The 15,828-nt window shown below is 68.7% G+C and carries 14 protein-coding genes; 10 read left to right on the top strand and 4 right to left on the bottom strand.

Features of this window, described 5'->3' with window-relative positions; genetic code table 11:
• Positions 1–4: 4 nt before the first annotated feature.
• The gene (locus tag NRP21_RS10045; RefSeq protein ID WP_257716059.1) at positions 5–2,365 is read right to left on the bottom strand and encodes an Orn/Lys/Arg family decarboxylase; all 2,361 of its coding nucleotides are present in this window, start codon (positions 2,363–2,365) and stop codon (positions 5–7) included.
• Positions 2,366–2,615: 250 nt separating this feature from the next.
• Here NRP21_RS10045 and NRP21_RS10040 point away from each other — a divergent pair, with 250 nt between their 5' ends.
• The gene (locus NRP21_RS10040) at positions 2,616–4,199 is read left to right on the top strand and encodes an aldehyde dehydrogenase (NADP(+)) (protein WP_257716058.1); all 1,584 of its coding nucleotides are present in this window, start codon (positions 2,616–2,618) and stop codon (positions 4,197–4,199) included.
• Between the two features lie 124 nt (positions 4,200–4,323).
• Here the strand turns inward: NRP21_RS10040 and NRP21_RS10035 are convergent, their stop codons facing one another.
• Entirely contained in the window at positions 4,324–5,310 is a 987-nt protein-coding gene (locus NRP21_RS10035; RefSeq protein WP_257716057.1) for a Bug family tripartite tricarboxylate transporter substrate binding protein, read from the bottom strand.
• A 481-nt stretch (positions 5,311–5,791) separates the two neighbouring features.
• Here NRP21_RS10035 and NRP21_RS10030 point away from each other — a divergent pair, with 481 nt between their 5' ends.
• The 9 genes from NRP21_RS10030 (at position 5,792) to NRP21_RS09990 (ending at position 14,487) form a co-directional block, all read left to right on the top strand.
• Positions 5,792–6,001 (top strand): hypothetical protein, encoded by a 210-nt coding sequence (locus tag NRP21_RS10030; RefSeq protein WP_257716056.1) that lies wholly within the window; start codon positions 5,792–5,794, stop codon positions 5,999–6,001.
• Between the two features lie 126 nt (positions 6,002–6,127).
• Positions 6,128–6,298: a hypothetical protein gene (locus NRP21_RS10025; protein ID WP_257716055.1), complete on the top strand. Its 171-nt coding sequence runs from the start codon at positions 6,128–6,130 to the stop codon at positions 6,296–6,298.
• Positions 6,299–6,398: 100 nt separating this feature from the next.
• The gene (locus tag NRP21_RS10020) at positions 6,399–7,202 is read left to right on the top strand and encodes an ABC transporter ATP-binding protein (protein WP_257716054.1); all 804 of its coding nucleotides are present in this window, start codon (positions 6,399–6,401) and stop codon (positions 7,200–7,202) included.
• Positions 7,199–9,103, top strand: coding sequence for an AMP-binding protein (locus NRP21_RS10015; RefSeq protein ID WP_257716053.1), 1,905 nt, complete (start codon positions 7,199–7,201; stop codon positions 9,101–9,103). The genes NRP21_RS10020 and NRP21_RS10015 overlap by 4 nt, the downstream gene beginning before the upstream one ends.
• Before the next feature lie 2 nt (positions 9,104–9,105).
• Positions 9,106–9,999 (top strand): branched-chain amino acid ABC transporter permease, encoded by an 894-nt coding sequence (locus tag NRP21_RS10010; protein WP_257716052.1) that lies wholly within the window; start codon positions 9,106–9,108, stop codon positions 9,997–9,999.
• A gap of 4 nt (positions 10,000–10,003) precedes the next feature.
• A complete protein-coding gene (locus tag NRP21_RS10005) occupies positions 10,004–11,071 on the top strand; it encodes a branched-chain amino acid ABC transporter permease (protein WP_257716051.1) in 1,068 nt (355 codons plus the stop codon).
• 61 nt (positions 11,072–11,132) lie between these two features.
• Entirely contained in the window at positions 11,133–12,416 is a 1,284-nt protein-coding gene (locus NRP21_RS10000) for an ABC transporter substrate-binding protein (protein WP_257716050.1), read from the top strand.
• Positions 12,416–13,255, top strand: coding sequence for an ABC transporter ATP-binding protein (locus tag NRP21_RS09995; RefSeq protein ID WP_257716049.1), 840 nt, complete (start codon positions 12,416–12,418; stop codon positions 13,253–13,255). Before NRP21_RS10000 ends, NRP21_RS09995 begins: the two co-directional genes overlap by 1 nt.
• The gene (locus NRP21_RS09990) at positions 13,252–14,487 is read left to right on the top strand and encodes a phenylacetate--CoA ligase family protein (RefSeq protein ID WP_257716048.1); all 1,236 of its coding nucleotides are present in this window, start codon (positions 13,252–13,254) and stop codon (positions 14,485–14,487) included. Before NRP21_RS09995 ends, NRP21_RS09990 begins: the two co-directional genes overlap by 4 nt.
• Before the next feature lie 72 nt (positions 14,488–14,559).
• On the opposite strand, the gene NRP21_RS09985 is transcribed toward NRP21_RS09990, so the two are convergent.
• Both NRP21_RS09985 and NRP21_RS09980 read right to left on the bottom strand, forming a co-directional pair.
• Positions 14,560–14,724 (bottom strand): VOC family protein, encoded by a 165-nt coding sequence (locus NRP21_RS09985; protein WP_257716047.1) that lies wholly within the window; start codon positions 14,722–14,724, stop codon positions 14,560–14,562.
• A 59-nt stretch (positions 14,725–14,783) separates the two neighbouring features.
• On the bottom strand, positions 14,784–15,755 hold the full coding sequence (locus NRP21_RS09980) for an alpha/beta fold hydrolase (RefSeq protein WP_257716046.1): 972 nt from the start codon (positions 15,753–15,755) through the stop codon (positions 14,784–14,786).
• Positions 15,756–15,828: the final 73 nt, after the last annotated feature.

The following is a 15,828-nucleotide window of genomic DNA, read 5'->3' as shown; positions in this document are numbered from 1 at the left end:
TGCCCTACACCCGCGCAGCGCCCTCGCGCACCACGTAGGTGTGCAGCCTGACCTCGCGCTCGCCCTTCGCCTCCCGGTACACGCCCTGGATTTCGCTCTCGAAGCCCGGGAAGCGGTTGGCGGCGCGCTCGAACACCTTCAGGTAGTCGATCATCGGCCGCGCCCGCTCGCCCAGCCGCTCACCCGGTATGATGGTGGCGATGCCTGGCGGATAGACCACCCAGAGGGTTGTCGCGATGCGGTCGTGCAGCTCGTCCAGCGGCAGGTAGTCCACCCTGTTGCGGACCAGCTCCTTCACCGCGCGGTGCGGCAGCATCGCCATCTCCGGGATGTGGCCCGCCTGGAACTGCGCCGTCTGCAGCGTGCTCACCGCTGCATCGCGGTAGAAGGCGTGCATCTCCGCGCAGAGGTCGCGGAGCCGCATCCTTGCGTAGCGCCAGCGGCGGCGCGCGACGAAGTCGGGGATCACCTCCTCTAGCGGCGCGTTGGCGTCGTGCAGCTTCTTGAAGGTGACGAGGTGGGATAGCAGCGTGCCGGCCTTGCTGCTCTCCACCCCGGGCGTCAGCAGGAAGAGAAGGCTGTTGAGGTCGTTCTTCTCCGGCACGATCCGGTTCTGGCGCAGGTACTCCGCCACCACCGGCGCAGGGATGCCGTGGTCCGCATATTCGCCGGTGGTGCGGTCGAAGCCCGGCGTCAGCAGCATCAGCTTGTTCGGGTCCGTCATCGCCCAACCCTCCGGCACGTCCGGAAAGCCGTGCCAGCGCGCCCCGCGCGCAAGGCTCCAGAGGCGCGCGTCCGAGGCCAGGCGGTCGGTCGGCACATCCTCCCACGGGATGGGGGCGCCATTCGCTTCGTCCAGCGTCACGACATCGGGCACGAAGGGATCGAAGAACCAGCGCCGGGCCGGGTCGGCCTCCTTTTCCTCGAACTCGCGGCGGCTGAGGCGCAGCTTCTTGCGGGTCTCGATGCCCAGTCGGACGGTGTCGTCCCACAGCACCTCGCCGGAGCGGCCCTTCATCATCTGCGCGCCCACGTCCAGCGAGGCAAAGAGCGGGTAGAAGGGGCTGGTGGAGGCGTGGACGAGGAACATCTCGTTCAGCCGCTTGTGCTCCACGCGCCGTTCCTGGCCGCGGATATGAGCGTCCTTCACATGGATCTGAGAAGCCTGGGAGAAGCTGGCGAGCTGCTTGTGCGTGCTCTGCGTCACCATGATGCCCGGCGAGTCCGGCCCCAACCCCTGCAGCCCCATGCCGAAGCGGCCGGCGAAAAGGGGGTGGAACTTCATGAAGCCCGCCCAGGCCTCGTCGAAGAGGATGTAGTCGCAGAGATGGCCGATCTTCGCGATGATCATCTCGGCCGAGTGGATAGTGCCGTCATAGGTGCACTGTTCGATGACCGCCGCGCGGAAGGGGCGCGGCCGTTGCCAGGCATCCGGATCCTTGACCAGGGGGTTGGTGCGGATGCTCTCGCGCAGCCTCGCCTCGTCCAGCGCGTCCGGCAGGACCGGCCCGATCATGCCGTGCGCGTTGCGCGCCGTTTCGACGAAGATCGGTGTCGCCTCGCCCAGGATCAGCGCGCCGTGATGCGCGGCTTTGTGGTTGTTGCGGTCGAACAGCACGAGGTCACCCTCCGCCAACAGGGCAGTGAGGACCACCTTGTTCGAGGTGGAGGTGCCGTTGAGGACGAAGTAGGTCTTCTCCGCCCCGAATATCGCCGCGGCCTCCTTCTGGGCGCGGAGGGCGGGCCCCTCATGCGTCAGCAGGTCGCCGAGCTGGAGGACGGAGTTGTCCAGGTCGTCCCGGAACACGGCGTGGCCGAGATGCTCGACGAAAATGCGCCCGATCGGCGAGCGGCTGTAGAACTGGCCGCCATTGTGGCCCGGGCAGGTCCAGAGCTGGTTCCCTTGCTCCGCATAGTCCACCAGGGCGCCGAAGAAGGGGGTCTTCAGCGTGTCCGCGTACTGGCGCAGGCGCGAGATGAGGTTGCGGGCAATGAAGTCCGGCGTCTCCTCGGCCAGGAAGACGAAGCCGTCCACGTCGTCCAGCACCTCGACCGGGATGTCCTCCAGCCGGTGGCGGCGGACCAGCACGATGATCGGCACATCCAGCCCGCGCTTGCGGACCAGCGAGATCAGGGCGGCGGAACGGCCCTGCAGGCCCTTCTTGCCCCAGTCCACGATCACGCAGCCGATCGCCGCGTCGGTCCGGACCACCAGCTCGGCATCGTCGTCGCGCCGGGCGCGGAGGGCGGAGTAGCCGGCCCGCTCGATCCGGGCCACGATCTCCTGCAGGCGCGCGCCCTCGAGGTCGGTTTCGTCGAAATTCGGCGCACAGACCAGGAACTTGAAGCGGCGCGCGTATTCCATGGCAGCGTATCCCTTCCCGGCCCACTGGGGCGAGCCGCCTTGCCGAAGGTGCCGAAAGGCGTCAATCGCGCCTCCATGACGATTCGATAGCCGAGTCGAGCGGACCCCGGCCGGTGCCGCCATCCCGCGCAGCCTCCCCGCCCGTGGCAGGTTGCTTCTCGCCAAGGCGGATGGGCCGCCCTACACACGCGGAACGTTCCCGGGTGCCAGAGCGGCCGCAGGCGGGAAGAGATCGAAGGAGGAGCCATCCATGACCACGATCACCGGCGAGATGCTGATCGGCGGGGCTGCGGTGCGCGGCACCGACAAGCCGGTTCGTGCAATCGAGGCGGCCAGCGGGCAGCCGATGGAGCCCGCCTATGGCGGCGGCACCTCGGCGGATGTGGAGCGCGCCTGCGCGCTCGCCTGGGCGGCCTTCGACACCTACCGTGAGACCACGCCCGAGGCGCGCGCCGCCTTCCTGGAAACCTGTGCCCAGAACATCCTGGATATCGGCGACGAGCTGATCACCCGCGCCATGGCCGAGAGCGGCCTGCCGCGCGGGCGGCTGGAGGGCGAGCGCGGCCGCACCGTCGGCCAGCTCCGCCTCTTCGCCTCCGAGGTGCGGGACGGCACCTACCTCACCGCACGGATCGACCCGGCCCTCCCGGAGCGCGCCCCCCTGCCCCGCCCGGATCTTCGGCTGCGCATGATCCCGCTCGGGCCCGTGGCGGTGTTCGGGGCGTCCAACTTCCCGCTCGCCTTCTCGGTGGGCGGCGGCGACACCGCCTCGGCGCTCGCCGCCGGCTGCCCGGTGGTGGTGAAGGCCCATTCCGCCCATCCCGGCACCTCCGAGCTGGTCGGGCGGGCGATCCAGGCGGCGGTGCGCGCCTGCGGCCTGCCGGAGGGCGTCTTCTCCGTGCTCTTCGGCTCCGGCCAGGTGGTCGGCCAGGGGCTGGTGGCCGATGCGCGCATCAAGGCCGTGGGCTTCACCGGCTCACGCGCCGGCGGCACCGCGCTGATGAAGACCGCGGCCGCCCGCCCCGAGCCCATCCCGGTCTACGCGGAGATGAGCAGCATCAACCCAGTCTTCCTGCTGCCCCAGGCCATGGCGAAGCGGGCGGCGGCGATCGGCAAGGGCTTCGTGGGCTCGCTCACCCTCGGCGCCGGCCAGTTCTGCACCAACCCCGGCCTCGTCCTGGCCCTTGAGGGCCCGGAGCTCGACACCTTCCTCTCCTCCGCCACGGAGGCGCTGGGCGGCGCGCCGGCCCAGACCATGCTGACACCCGGCATCCTCTCGGCCTACCAGACCGGTGTGTCTCACCTCGCGGGCAACAATCGGGTGCGCAAGGTGGCTTCCGGCCAGCTCGCCACCGCCTCCACCCAGGGCGAGGCGGCGCTGTTCGAGACCACGGCTGCCCACTTCATGGAGGATCCGGCGCTGGCCGAAGAGGTCTTCGGCGCAGCCTCCCTGGTCATCCGCTGCCCGGACACGGAGACGATGCTGCGCCTGGCCGAGGGACTGGAAGGGCAGCTGACCGCGACCATCCAGATGGAGGAGGGCGACGTGGAGATGGCAAGGCTGCTGCTGCCGGTGCTGGAGCGGCGTGTGGGGCGCATCCTCGTCAACGGCTACCCCACGGGCGTGGAGGTGAGCCACGCCATGGTGCATGGCGGGCCCTACCCCTCCACCGCCGATGGCCGCTCCACCTCCGTCGGCACGCTCGCCATCACCCGGTTCCTGCGGCCCGTCTGCTATCAGGACATGCCGGACGCCCTGCTGCCGCCCGCGCTGCGCGATGGCAACCCGATGGGCCTGTTCCGCCGCGTGGACGGGGTGCTCGGCCAGGCCTGAACGGTCCGGAGAGGGGTGCCGCGCCTGACCCGGGCACGGCGCCTCCCCAGCCCAGGCGGGGATATGGCGGGACCGTCTGCACCGCCGGGAACCGTGCCCCGGCGGTGCGGCATTCGCGCGCCGGCTAATCCGCCTGGATGCTGTGGTCCCGGATGAGCTTCGTGTAGGTCTCGGTGGAACTCGCCAGCCAGGCCGCAAGCTGCTGCGGGCCGTCCGTGCGCTGGGTGGCGCCGAGCTCACGCAGCTTCGCCGCGACGGGCGGCGCACGCAGAGCCTCGCGCGCGCTCTCGTGCAGCTTCGCGATTAGGGCCGGCGGGGAGTTGGCCTGGACCATCATGCCCTGCCAGGTGCCGGCCTCCGCCGCGGGCCAGTTCAGCTCCTTAAAGGTGGGTACGTCCGGCAGGCTCGCCATGCGCTCCGGCCCGGTGACGGCGACGGCCCGCATCTGGCCGCTCAGCGCGAAGGTCTGGGACTGGGTGGCGCCCTGCGCGGTGATGCTGGCCTCTCCGGTGCTGACCGCCAGCAGGGCCGGCGCACCGCCGCGATAGGGCACGTGCGTCATCGGCGTGCCGAAGGCATCTTCCAGCTGCACGAGGGTCAGGTGGGTGGAGGTGCCGGTGCCGGCATTCGCCGCGTTCAGCTTGCCCGGGTTCGCCTTGGCGTAGGCGGCCAGTTCCTGCGCCGTGCGGATGTTCAGGTTGTTGGCGACGCCCAGGATGTAGGGCGCGTAGATCAGCATGCTGACCGGCGCCAGCTCCGTGTTCTTGAAGCCCAGACGCGGGAAAAGCGCGGGGTTGGTCGCCAGCGTCGTCAGGTCCATCAGCAGGACGGTGTGGGCATCCGGCGGGCTCTTCGCGACCAGCTCGGCCCCGATGTTGCCGCCGGCGCCGGCGCGGTTCTCCACGACCACGTTCTGACCCAGCGCCTTCGTCATCTCCGGCGCCATCAGGCGGGCCAGGATGTCGCTGGTACCGCCCGGGGCGTTCGGGATGATCAAGCGGATCACGTGATCAAATCCGGCGCCGCTGCCCTGGGCGCGAACGGCGGGCGCGGCCAGGGGCGAAAGGGCGGCGCCGCCGAGCGCGGCCTGGAGAAGGGTTCGACGTTGCATCCTCGGTGTCCTCACTCTCGTTCTTGTCAGGGCAGGGCGTCGGGCCGCCGGCCCGTTCCCCGCCTTCCGCCAGCCTACGCTGCAAACGGGCTAGAAGTGTATCGACCTCGCGCGGGTGATCGCGCGTCAGCCAAAGGTTGGGCTGGCGCCCGGCGGCGCGGCGGCTGCTTGCGGGCCGCCACGCCCCAGAAGCCCTGGTCCTCGTGGTTCAGCAGCGGCAGAGATGTGCCGAGGACGTACCGCGCCGCGTGCAGGCGATAGACGTGGGAGAGCACCTTCGGGTGTGAGGAGCCGGCCATGCGGCCGTCCGCGCAAGGGTCCAGCTCCGGCAGTGGGCAGAGCGAGTTGCTTTCGGTGTGGATAGCGACGCGCCTATCCTGACCGGCCCGCATGTGGGGAGGATTTGGCCGGACGCGGGATATCTTCATGCTCTAACGCCCAGATTCGAGGGCGGCGCTCGGTCGGTGGGAGGATGGAGGACATGATCACCCGCGCGGAGAAGGGGAAGTTCGGCAGCACCATGGGCACCGTTGCCGGTGCGGTCGGGCACTGCGCGTCGCGTTTGTTCAGGCAGGCCGCCTGGCGCGACGTGCCTTTTCGACTCCACGATCACTTCGCCCTCCTAGCCCTGGCTCTTCGGCCAACCTGTCCAATCGAGGTTCCATATTTCTCCTTCGCAGGACAGATTTGACAACTTCTATAAGTTCGGCACACCATCCCTGGATCGAGCTTCGCAATGTCCTCCCAGCGATGAAGCGTACGACCACCTCTTGGACCTGCTGGGCTCGGGAAGATCCCCGCGCGACTTAGGAAGCAGATGATTTCCGGCAATTACCTGGCGCGCGACCTTGCGTGGCGGGTGAAGGGCGATCGACTGCCGGAGATCGCGCAGGAGTACGCCCGCATCGCGGACCCTATCGCGGAGGCAGATGAGGGAGCCGCACGACAGTCGGTGGCAGGCCACTTGCCGGCGGCGTCCGGCGCCTGAGCAACGCGTTCCTCACCGTGGCGCGGCGACCATCCCTCTTGCCTTCGGGGGTGATCACCCGCCATGTTAACGACAAGAAATAAGCTGAGGGAGCGTTCGGGTGGGCGAGCACGCGCCGATCCTGCAGGCGGATTCCGTGTCCCTGCGCTTCGGCGGCATCAGGGCGTTGACGGACGTGTCCTTCGCCGTTCGGCAGGGCGAGGTCTTCTCCGTGATCGGCCCGAACGGCGCGGGCAAAACGTCTATGCTGAATCTCGTCTCCGGCCGCTATCGCCCGACGGAAGGTCGCATCCTGTTCGACGGGCACGACATCACGCGGATGCGCCCCAACCGCCGCGCCGCGATCGGCATCGGCCGCACCTTCCAGAATCTCGCGCTGTTCGGGCACATGAGCGTGCTGGACAACATCATGGTCGGCCGGCACCACCTGCTGCGCTCCGGGTTCCTCTCGGGCATGGCCTACTGGTTCGGCGGAGCGCAGAAGGAGGAGTTGGCGCACCGGCGTGAGGTCGAGGAGATCATCGACTTCCTGGGCATCCAGCACATCCGCAAGGCGCAGGCCGGCACGCTTTCCTACGGGCTTCGGAAGCAGGTGGAGCTGGCCCGGGCCGTCGCGTTGCGGCCCAAGCTGCTCCTCCTCGACGAGCCGATGGCGGGCATGAACCTCGAGGAGAAGGAGGACATGGCCCGCACCATCCTCGACCTCAACGAGGAGTGGGGCATGACCGTGATGATGATCGAGCACGACATGGACGTGGTGATGGACATCTCGCACCGTGTCATGGTGCTCGATTTCGGCCGCAAGCTGACGGAAGGGCGGCCGGAAGACGTGCTGGCCCATCCGGAGGTGCGCCGCGCCTATCTCGGCGAGGACGACGCGATGCCGGAGCCGGTGGCCGCATGAGCGCCCCTGCCCGGGCGCCCGAGGACACGCTGCCACGCCTTCTCCGCCGCAACGCGCGCGACCATGGCGGCGAGGTGGCGCTGCGCGAGAAGGCATTCGGCATTTGGCGCTGCTTCACCTGGGCCGAGTACGAGGCACGCACCCGCGCCATCGCGCTCGGCCTGCGCAGGATGGGCATCGGGGATGAGGCGGTGATCGCCCTGATCGGCGACAACCGGCCGGACTGGGTAATGGGTGAGATCGCCGCCCACGCGCTCGGCGCCCGCTCCCTCGGCCTCTACCGCGACGGGCTGGAGGACGAGGTCGCCGACCTTCTCTCCCGCGCCGGCGCGACGGTGGTGATCGCGGAGGACGAGGAGCAGGTGGACAAGCTCCTCAACGTCGCGGATTCCGTGCCTGGGCTGCGGCACATCATCTATTCCGACCCGCGTGGGATGCGGAAGTACGGGGATGCCCGCCTCCTGCCGATGGCGGATCTGGTTGCCTCCGGCGAGGCGGCGCACGCAGCGGATCCGGCGGCGTGGGACCGACTGGTGGACGCAACCGACGGCGAGCGCTGCGCGATCCTCTGCACAACCTCCGGCACCACCTCGCGCCCGAAGCTCGCGATGCTCTGCGGGCGCGCGCTGGTGCGGCACGCAGAGACCTATCTGACGGCCGATCCGAAGGGCCCGGCGGACGAGTACGTCTCCGTCCTGCCGCTGCCCTGGATCATGGAGCAGATGTACGTCCTCGGCTTCGGGCTGGTCGCGCGGATGCGCGTCTCCTTCGTGGAGGAGCCGGAGACGACGATGGCCGACCTGCGGGAGATCGGGCCGAGCTTCGTGCTGCTGGCGCCCCGCGTGTGGGAGACGATCGCGGCCGAGGTGCGGGCGAAGGTGATGGACGCCTCCCCGCTCAAGCGCCGCGCCTTCGAGCTGGGGCTGAAGCTCGGGCTGGCCGCACAGGCGAAGGGGCGGCGATCCCGGCTGGCGAACCTGCTGCTGTTCCGCGCGCTGCGGGACAGGCTGGGCTTCACCCGCCTGACCTCCGCGGCCACCGGCGGCGCGGCCATGGGGCCGGACACCTTCCGCTTCTTCCAGGCCATGGGCGTGCCGCTGCGCCAGCTCTACGGCCAGACCGAGCTGCTCGGCGCCTATACGCTGCACCGACCGGAGGCGGTGAGCCTGGACACGGTGGGCGTTGCCTTTGAGGGCGTGGAGCTGCGGGTGCTGGATCCCGACGCCAACGGCGTGGGCGAGATCGTGACCCGCCACGGCAACATGTTCAGCGGCTATCACGGCGTGGTGGAGAATTCTGACGTCCGGGACGGCTGGCTGCACACCGGGGATGCCGGATACTTCGACAAGGACGGGCAGCTTGTCGTCATCGACCGCGTGAAGGACATCGCCACCACGCAGCGCGGCGAGAGATTCAGCCCGCAGTTCATCGAGAACAAGCTGAAGTTCAGCCCCTATGTCGCGGAGGCCGTGGTGCTGGGCGATGGGCGGCCGCATCTGGCGGCCCTGATCTGCATCCGCTTCCCGATCGTTTCCAAGTGGGCGGAGCGCAGCCGGATCTCCTTCACCACCTACTCCGACCTCTCCGCACGCCCGCAGGTGCTGGATCTGCTGCGGGCCGAGGTGGAGAAGGTGAACGCCACCCTGCCGCCTGCGCAGCGAATCCGCGAGTTCGTGCTGCTCTACAAGGAGCTGGACGCCGATGACGAGGAGCTGACCCGCACGCGCAAGGTTCGGCGCGGCGTGATCAACCGGAACTACGGCGCGATTATCGATGCGATCTACGCCGGCGAGGAGCAGATCCCCGTGGACACCACCATCACCTTCCAGGACGGCACGAAGCAGCGCGTGCGGACCACCCTTCGCGTCGCCTCGATGGACCGCGCGATGGAGGCGGCCTGAGCATGGGCGGGTCCTTCCTTCTCCAGCTCCTCATCAACGGGCTGATCGTCGGCGCGCTATACGGCGTCGTCGCCATGTCCTTCGTGCTGATCTACAAGGCATCGCAGGTGGTGAACTTCGCCCAGGGGGAGTTCCTCCTCGTCGGCGCCTGGGTTTGCTGGTGGTTCCTGACCGAGTGGCAGCTACCCTTCGCCGTGGGGTTCGTCTTCACCCTGGTCTTCATGACGCTGTTCGGCATCATCCTGCAGGCGGTGGTGCTGCGGCCGCTGATCGGGGAGCCCGTGATCAGCGTGATCATGGCCACGATCGGGCTGGGCATCTTCTTCCAGGCGCTGATGAAGTGGATCTTCGGTGTCTTCGCGAAGCCCTTCCCGGCTGTGTTCGGGGCTGAGCGCGTCTCGGTGCTGGGGCTGGAGGTGCAGTCGGCCTATCTGCTCTCGCTTGGCATCTCGCTCGCCATCATGGCGGGGTTCGGGTGGTTCTTCCGCTACTCCCGCCACGGGCTGGCCATGCGCGCCACGGCTTTCGACCAGCAGGTGGCGCAGTCGCTCGGCATCTCCGTCCCGCGCGTCTTCGCCATGGCCTGGGCGATCTCTGCGGCCGTTTCGGCGGTGGCGGGGGTCACGGTGGGCATGGTGAACGGTGTCTCGGCCGCGCTCTCGGTTTACGGGATCAAGGTTTTCCCGGCCGTCATCCTCGGCGGGCTGGATTCTGTGGTTGGCGCGGTCCTGGGTGGGCTGATCGTCGGCGTGCTGGAGAACCTGGCGCAGTACGTGGACAGCGAGTGGCTGAACATCGGCAACATGTATCAAGTGGCGCCCTTCTACGCCCTGCTGGTGATCCTGCTGATCAAGCCTTACGGCTTGTTCGGCACGAAGAACATCGAGCGGATCTGACGCCATGTCCGTGCTGACGCCGACCGGCGACTTCCGCACCAGCTACCGGGCCGACATCACCATCTTCCCGACCTTGGGCAGCCGCATCGGCCTCTGGGCGGGGCTGGCCCTGCTGTGCTGCGCCCCCCTCGTGCTGGACCGCTACTTCCTCGGCCTGCTGATCAACGTCGGCACGCTCGGCATCGCGGCGCTGGGGCTGAACATTCTCGTCGGGTTCAGCGGGCAGATCAGCATCGGACACGCGGCCTTCTTCGGCTTCGGCGCCTTCGCCTCCGCCTGGCTGCACGAGCGCTTCGGGATCCCCGTCCTGCTCTGCATCCCGATCGCGGGAGTGATGACTGCGGTGGTGGGGCTGGTCTTCGGCGCGCCGGCCGCGCGGTTGAAGGGCCTCTATCTCGCGATCGCGACGCTGGCCGCGCAATTCATCCTGGAGGACTTCTTCGCCCGCGCGCAGTGGTTCACCGGCGGCGTCTCCGGCCGGATCACGGAATCCCCGGCTATCGGCGGCTTCGCCTTCGACCGGGAGGAGAGCTACTTCTACCTCGTCCTCGCCTTCGTCATCGTGATGTTCATCGGCGCCGCGAACCTCATGCGGACCCGGGACGGGCGCGCCCTGGTCGCGGTGCGGGACCACTATCTTTCCGCCGAGATCATGGGCATCAACCTCGCCTACTACCGTACGCTCTCCTTCGGGATCGCCAGCTTCTACGCGGGGGTCGGCGGCGCACTCTACGCGCACCACCTTCTTTTCGTCAGCGTGGAGGCGTTCAACATCCTCTTCTCCATCCAGTTCCTGGGGATGGTGATCATCGGCGGGCTGGGCTCCATCATGGGCAGCCTCATGGGCGCGGCCTTCATGGTGGCGCTGCCGGAGGTTGTGCAAACAGGGGCGGACCTCGTCGCGGGCGGCGCGCTGGACCGCACACTGAAGATCGGCGGCAACATCTCCTTCCTGCGGGAGATGGCGATCGGCGCGGCGATCATCCTCTTCCTCATCTTCGAGCCGGATGGGCTGGCCCATCGCTGGAAGCTGATCAAGGCCTACTGGAAGCTCTACCCCTACTCGCACTGAGCCCACACGCATTGGCACGAGCCGCGGAAAGCGGCCGGCAACAACAGAGGGAAACGGACGCATGAAGGCACTCCTCGCCCTGGCGGCGACGATCGCGGTGGCGGCGCCGGCAATCGCGCAGCAGCGCATCCCCGTCGGGCACCTGATGGACAATTCCGGCGCCACCTCGGATGTCGGCGTACCCTATGGCCAGGGAGTGGCGGACACGCTGGCCTGGGTGAACCAGACCCGGCAGGGCATCGCCGGCCGGCAGTTGAACGTGCTGGGCTTCGACTACGGCTACCAGGCACCCCGCGCCGTCTCCCAGTACCAGGCCTGGACGGGCCGGGAGCGGGTGGTGGCCATCCAGGGTTGGGGCACGGCGGACACGGAGGCGCTGGTGCGCTTCGTCAATCGCGACAAGATCCCCTTCATCTCCGGCTCCTACTCCGCCGCGCTGACCGATGCGGGCGGCAAGTCGGGCCGCGCGGGCGTGGAGGCCTCGCCCTACAACTTCTTCTTCGGCCCCTCCTACTCCGACGCGCTGCGGGGAATGCTGCGCTGGGCGGCCGATGACTGGAAGGCGAAGGGCAGCCAGGGCCGGCCGAAATACGTCCATATGGGCGGCAACCATCCCTACCCGAACTCGCCGAAGGAGGCGGGGGAGGCCATGGCGCGGGAGCTGGGCTTCGACGTGGTGCCGGCCATCCAGTTCGCCCTCGCCCCCGGCGACTACACGGCGCAGTGCCTGACGCTGAAGCAGCAGGGCGTGAACTACGCCTATCTCGGCAATACGGCGGGCTCCAACATCTCCGTGCTGCGGGCCTGCCAGGCGGCGGGGGTGCAGGTGCAGTTCATGGGCAATGTCTGGGGCATGGACGAGAACGCGATGAAGGCCGCGGGCACCGCCGCCAACGGCGTGGTCTTCCCGGTTCGCACGCAGGTCGTCACGGGCCAGGACGCGCCGGGGATGGAGGCGATCCGCGCGATCAGCCGCATCTCCGACCCGGCCGGCAACACCTACCGGCCCGTGCACTACCTGGCCGGCGCCTGCGCGGCGATGCTGATGGTGGAGGCGATGGACACCGCCGCCGCCAATGGTGGCCAGGTGACGGGCGAGCGCATCCAGAAGGGCTTCTACGAGCGCGCCAACTGGGTGCCGAAAGGGTTCGAGGGCGTCTGCACTCCTTCAACCTTCACCGCCGACGACCATCGCGGCACGATGCGCGTGGCTATCTACCGCGCCGTCGTCACGGGCGATACCGCCCAGGGGAGCGTCGGTGACCTGATCCGAGCCGGCACGATGCGGCTGGAGCCGGTCACCACCGTGGAGCTCGAGCGCAAGCGCGAGCTGCTGGGCTGGTGATGTTGGACGCCGCGCAGCAACCCGCGTCTTCCCCTGCCGCGGCGGTCGCGCCACCGCTGCTGGAGGTGGCGAACGTCGAGGTCGTGTACAACGACGTCATCCTGGTGCTGCGCGGCCTCTCGCTCGCGGTGCCGCAGGGGAAGATCGTGGCTCTCCTCGGGGCCAACGGCGCCGGCAAGTCCACCACGTTGAAGGCCATCAGCGGCCTGCTGAAGACGGAGGAGGGCGAGGTCACGCGCGGCGAGGTTCGCTTCGCGGGCGAACGGATCGACGGGATCGACCCGCACGAGATCGTCCGGCGCGGCATCTTCCAGGTCATGGAGGGGCGCCGGATCATTTCCGACATGACCTGCCTGGAGAACCTCCGTCTCGGCGCCTTTACGCGGCGGGACGCCGAGGTGCGACGCGACATCGAGATGGTCTACGAGTTCTTCCCACGCCTGAAGGAGCGCACGGGGCTGGCTGGCTATCTTTCGGGCGGGGAACAGCAGATGCTGGCGATCGGCCGCGCGCTGATGGCACGGCCCAGGCTTATCCTCATGGACGAGCCCTCGATGGGCCTCTCGCCGCTTCTGGTGAAGGAGGTTTTCAGCATCGTTCGACGCATCAACGCGGAGTTGGGCGTGACGATCCTGCTGGTGGAGCAGAACGCCCGCATGGCGCTCTCCGTCGCGGACTACGGCTACGTCATGGAGGGAGGCAAGGTGGTGCTGGACGGCACGGCGGCGGACCTCGCCTCGAATGAGGACGTGAAGGAATTCTACCTCGGCGGGCACGGGACGGACCGGCGATCCTTCCGCGGGCTTAAATCCTACAAGCGGCGGAAGCGCTGGCTGTGACCGGACACTTCGACGACCTGGAGACCCGCTCGCCGGAAAGGCGCGAGGCGGAGTTGATGGAGAGCCTTCCGTTCCTGCTGGCTCGTGCGGCCGCGGGATCGGCCCATGCCGCGCGCAGTCTCTCAGGCACGGCGCCGGAGGACGTGGTGTCGCGGGAGGCGCTGGCGAGGCTGCCCGTAACCCGCAAGTCGGACCTCATCGCGGCGCAGACGGCGGACCCGCCCTTCGCGGGGCTGAACGGCGTTCCGGTGGGCTCGCTCGCTCGCATCTTCGTCTCGCCCGGGCCGATCCATGAGCCGCAGGGGCGCGGGGCGGACACCTTCCGCTTCGCCCGCGCCCTGCATGCCACGGGGCTGCGGGCTGGCAACGTGGTGCAGAACTGCTTCGCCTACCACTTCACCCCTGCCGGCTTCATGCTGGAGGGCGGCGCGATAGCGCTGGGCTGCCCCGTCATTCCCGCCGGCACCGGAAACACGGATGCGCAGGCTGGGGCGATGGCCCGCCTGCGACCGCGCGCCTGGTGCGGCACGCCGGATTTCCTGCGGATCATCCTGGAGCGGGCGGACGCGCTGGGGCTGGACACGTCCTCCCTGCGCTTCGGCCATGTTTCCGGCGGCGCCTACCTGCCCGCCCTGCGGCAGTGGTACGGGGACCGCGGACTGACGGTGCTGCAGTCCTACGCCACCGCGGAGTGCGGCATGATCGCCTATGAGAGTGAGGCGCGCGAGGGCCTGATCCTGGACGAGGAGGTGATCGTCGAGATCGTCCGGCCGGGAACTGGTGATCCCCTGCCGGATGGCGAGGTGGGCGAGGTGGTGGTGACCGTCCTGGGCGAAGCCTACCCGCTTATCCGCTTCGCCACGGGCGATCTCTCGGCGATCATGCCGGGGACCAGCCCTTGCGGCCGGACCAATACCCGCATCCGCGGCTGGATGGGCCGCGCCGATCAGGCGGCGAAGGTTCGCGGCCTGTTCGTGCGCCCGGAGATGGTGGCGGCGCTGGCGCGGCAGTTTCCCACAATCGGTCGCCTGCGCCTCGTCGTCTCGGCGGATGAGGCCGGGGATCGGCTGGAGTTGCGCGCGGAGGCGCGGGAGGACGCCGCGTTGCGGGAGATGCTGGCCGACGCGGTCCGCAGCGTCACCGGGTTGCGCGGGGAGGTGGTGCTGGTCGCGCCGGGATCCCTGCCGAATGACGGGCGCATGGTGGACGACACGCGCCCGGTCCCGGCTTGAAGGACACCCACGAAGGGGACCGGGCAGCGGCGGCGCGCCGAGGGGGTGGGGGCTCTCAATAGTCTTGAGCCCTTAGGCCCGGCCCTCCCCCGCCCGCGTCCACGTGATCGCATTCCAGTCGAGCTTAGGGATCAGCCGTGTGCCGGCGTGGGCCACCTCCACCCCGCTGCCGCCGAACTCCCAGACATAAAGGAGGAAGGTCTGCTGCACGACGCGATTGTGCAGCCCCATCCCCATGTGCGGGTTGGTCTTCAGGAAGGTTTCACACGCCTTCGTCGCTTCTTTCCCTCCCGGTTTCAGATCTGGTCAGGCTTGGCTATCGCCTCGACGGCGCCTGCCACGAGCCGAGGCTCAAGGTGATGGAGCATGTGCCCCGCGCCTTTCACGACCCGCAGATTGCTCCCCTTGATGCTGCGGTGAAGCCGCTCCGCAGACCGCTTGAACACCACCTTATCGCCATCGCCGGCGATAATCGTGACCGGCATCGAGAGCATCGGGTAGCGATGCCGAAGATCCAGGACGCTGGGGATCATCAGGGCGCCGTCGGCCGCCGTCGCGCGGATCTGGGATGGCCGCAGCGCCATGGCGGGCGAGAACTCTCCCGCGAATCTCCTGGTGATCCTTGCGGGCGAGAACAGCGCCCGCTTCACCAGCGGCATGGTGAGCCAGCCGAAGATGGGCGAGACGGTGTAGCGCAGGATATCCCCGAGAACCGGAACCGCGCCGAGGCTGACCATCCATACGTCCGGTCGAAGGGTCCAGAAGTAGTACCCGGACAGCAGCACGAGGCCGGCGGTATCGGCCGGGTGGCGATCGGCAAGGGCGAGGGCGACGATGGCCCCCCAGGAATGGCCGACCACGATGGGCCGCTCGATGCCGAGCTGGCGGAGGGCCCCGTGGAGCAACTCGGCCTGCTCGGCTGCCGCCCACACGCGCCCGCGGGGGCGTTCGCTGTACCCGAAGCCCGGGCGGTCGAAGATGATGACACGATGGGATTTGAGCAGGAGCTCGGCGAGGCCGCTGGTGTTGTAGTCATCCCCGGTCACCATGTTGCCGTGGATCAAGACGACAGGGGTCCCCGTGCCCCGGTCGCTGTAGTGCAGGCGTACGCCATCCACCTCAATGAAGGTGCCTCCCGGTGGGTGCCGACGCTCCGCCCTGCGCGCGAAGAGGTGATTGACGAGAGCAAGGGCGCCCAGGGCACCGGCGGCCCAGGCCAGGGATCGGCCTGCCAGGGCTGGCCGGGATGAACGACGGAGGAGGTTCATTGCTGTCCCCTGTTTGGCGTATCACCAACGACCGGAACGACCGCCCGGCCTTCCAGGGGCCAACGCATCAGGC

This window comes from Roseomonas populi (assembly GCF_024594815.1).
GTDB classification, from domain to species: domain Bacteria; phylum Pseudomonadota; class Alphaproteobacteria; order Acetobacterales; family Acetobacteraceae; genus Roseomonas; species Roseomonas populi.
Note: the sequence above shows the minus strand (reverse complement) of the source record. Positions and strands in the feature narration are given on the sequence as shown.

What these genes read in the sequence shown, in the direction of transcription:
- NRP21_RS10030 (WP_257716056.1), top strand. Translation starts at nt 5,792, where the DNA reads ATGATCACCCGCGCGGAGAAGGGGAAGTTCGGCAGCACCATGGGCACC.
- NRP21_RS10045 (WP_257716059.1), bottom strand. Translation starts at nt 2,365, where the DNA reads ATGGAATACGCGCGCCGCTTCAAGTTCCTGGTCTGTGCGCCGAATTTC.
- NRP21_RS10015 (WP_257716053.1), top strand. Translation starts at nt 7,199, where the DNA reads ATGAGCGCCCCTGCCCGGGCGCCCGAGGACACGCTGCCACGCCTTCTC.
- NRP21_RS09980 (WP_257716046.1), bottom strand. Translation starts at nt 15,755, where the DNA reads ATGAACCTCCTCCGTCGTTCATCCCGGCCAGCCCTGGCAGGCCGATCC.
- NRP21_RS10025 (WP_257716055.1), top strand. Translation starts at nt 6,128, where the DNA reads ATGATTTCCGGCAATTACCTGGCGCGCGACCTTGCGTGGCGGGTGAAG.
- NRP21_RS10005 (WP_257716051.1), top strand. Translation starts at nt 10,004, where the DNA reads ATGTCCGTGCTGACGCCGACCGGCGACTTCCGCACCAGCTACCGGGCC.
- NRP21_RS10010 (WP_257716052.1), top strand. Translation starts at nt 9,106, where the DNA reads ATGGGCGGGTCCTTCCTTCTCCAGCTCCTCATCAACGGGCTGATCGTC.
- NRP21_RS10035 (WP_257716057.1), bottom strand. Translation starts at nt 5,310, where the DNA reads ATGCAACGTCGAACCCTTCTCCAGGCCGCGCTCGGCGGCGCCGCCCTT.
- NRP21_RS10040 (WP_257716058.1), top strand. Translation starts at nt 2,616, where the DNA reads ATGACCACGATCACCGGCGAGATGCTGATCGGCGGGGCTGCGGTGCGC.
- NRP21_RS09995 (WP_257716049.1), top strand. Translation starts at nt 12,416, where the DNA reads ATGTTGGACGCCGCGCAGCAACCCGCGTCTTCCCCTGCCGCGGCGGTC.
- NRP21_RS09985 (WP_257716047.1), bottom strand. Translation starts at nt 14,724, where the DNA reads ATGGGGATGGGGCTGCACAATCGCGTCGTGCAGCAGACCTTCCTCCTT.
- NRP21_RS10000 (WP_257716050.1), top strand. Translation starts at nt 11,133, where the DNA reads ATGAAGGCACTCCTCGCCCTGGCGGCGACGATCGCGGTGGCGGCGCCG.